The organism is Pseudomonas sp. FW305-28 (genome assembly GCF_017351395.1).
In the GTDB taxonomy this organism is placed as follows: domain Bacteria; phylum Pseudomonadota; class Gammaproteobacteria; order Pseudomonadales; family Pseudomonadaceae; genus Aquipseudomonas; species Aquipseudomonas fluorescens_AA.
Map to the genome: position 1 here is coordinate 1 of NZ_JACNDD010000292.1, position 1944 is coordinate 1944.

The following is a 1944-nucleotide window of genomic DNA, read 5'->3' on the forward strand; positions in this document are numbered from 1 at the left end:
ACAGGTGGACAGTGGTGAGGCGAATATTTTCTACAACCCCACATCCCACTCCGGCGTCTCGGGAAACTTCAGCACCAGAAAATCCAGCAGGCTGCGCAGCGCCGAGGGCATGTGCTTGCGTGAGGCGTACACCGCGTACATGTTCATCCGGCGCGGTTCGGCATGGGGCAGCAGGCGGATCAGTTCGCCGTTCTTGAGGTGGGCGCCGGCCTGGTAGCTGGGCAGCATCGCCACGCCTGCGCCGGCTATCGTGGCTTGAAGCAATGTGCTGGCTTCGTTGGCGCTGATGTTGCCTTGCACCGGCACCGAGACCTGCTCGCCGTCCTGCTCGAAATGCCACAGGCTCTTGCCGACGTAGGAGTGGGTCAGGCAGTTGTGCCGGCTCAGGTCTTCCACGCGCAGCGGTGTCGAATGCTCACGCAGATACCGCGGCGAGGCGCAGATCACCGAACGGCAGACCGTCAGGCGGCGGGCGATCAGGTTCGGGTCCAGGTCGTTGCTCATGCGGATCGCCAGGTCGATGCGCTCGTCCACCAGGTTCACGGTGCGGTCGAGCATCTGCAGGTCGATGCTCACCCCTGGGTAGCGCTTGACGTAGTCGGCCATGGCGCTCGCCAGTTGGGCCTGGCCGAACGAGGTGCTGGCGCTGATGCGCAACATGCCCCGTGGCGCATCGTCGGGGGTGCCGACGGCGGCTTGCATGTCGCCGGACAGCTCCAGCATCTGCCGGCAGCGCGGCAGGATCTCGGAACCTGCGGCCGTCAGGCTCAGCTTGCGGGTGGTGCGGTGCATCAACCGGGCGCCGACCCAGTCTTCCAGCTCCGCCAGATACCGCGACACCACGGGTCGCGACAGGTCCAGGTGCTCAGCCGTTGCCGACTGACTGCCCAGGTCGACCACCGTGACAAACACCCGCATTGCTTGTAGACGATCCATGATTTGCCCGATTTCAGAAACAAACTATGTTCCAGCATCGCATTTTTTGTAACGAGTCAGGTAACTAAGCTCAGTCTCATTCCCCTGACGGGTTTTTATACAACGGAGCACACATGACCGGTTTTATCCCACTCAAGCGCCTGCTGCTGGCAACTGCCGCCCTGGCTTTCACTGCCCAGACCTGGGCCGCCGACTTGACGCTCGACGTCTACAACCCTGGCGCGGCGGCGGTTTTCCCGGTGACTTCGGTGTTGGTCAGCGGTGAGAAAGAGGCGATTCTAGTGGACGCCCAGTTCGGCAAATCCCAGGCCGCCCAGGTGGTGGAAAAAATCCGCGCCAGTGGCAAGCGATTGACCACGATCTACATCAGCCATGGCGATCCAGACTACTATTTTGGCCTGGAGACCCTCACCGCCGCGTTCCCTGAGGCCAAGGTGCTGGCGTCGGCGCCGACCGTCGAACACATCAAGCAGACCATGGACGGCAAACTGAAATACTGGGGGCCGATCCTGAAGACCGATGCGCCGGCCAAAGCCATCGTGCCCCAGGTGCTCAAGGGCGACAGCCTGACCCTGGAAGGCCAGCGCTTGCAGGTCGTCGGCCTCGATGGTCCGCAGCCGGACCGCAGTTTCGTGTGGATTCCATCGATCAAGGCCGTGGTGGGTGGTGTCGTGGTGGCCGAAAACATTCATGTATGGATGGCCGATACCCAGACGCCGCAGTCTCACAAGGATTGGCTGGCGACCCTCGCCAACATTGAAAAACTGCAACCGAACACGGTGATTCCGGGTCACTACCTGGGTGACAGCGCCCGTTCCCTGGCCCCGGTGCGCTTCACCGCCGGCTACATCAAGGCTTTCGACGAAGAAACCGCCAAGGCCAAGGATTCCGCCGCGCTGATCCGCGCCATGAAACTACGCTATCCGGACCTGGGTGAAGACAGCTCCCTGGAGCTCAGTGCCAAGGTGGCGAAGGGCGAGATGAAGTGGTGAATGACTGATTGTGTGG

Annotated in this window: 2 protein-coding genes; one reads left to right on the forward strand and one right to left on the reverse strand. The window is 62.0% G+C overall.

What is annotated here, in order from left to right; all coding sequences use genetic code 11:
• Nucleotides 1-30: 30 nt before the first annotated feature.
• On the reverse strand, nt 31-936 hold the full coding sequence (locus J4E53_RS30460; protein WP_103311416.1) for a LysR family transcriptional regulator: 906 nt from the start codon (nt 934-936) through the stop codon (nt 31-33).
• A gap of 113 nt (nt 937-1049) precedes the next feature.
• Between J4E53_RS30460 and J4E53_RS30465 the strand changes: the two genes are divergently transcribed.
• Entirely contained in the window at nt 1050-1928 is an 879-nt protein-coding gene (locus tag J4E53_RS30465; protein WP_103311414.1) for an MBL fold metallo-hydrolase, read from the forward strand.
• Nucleotides 1929-1944 lie beyond the last annotated feature (16 nt).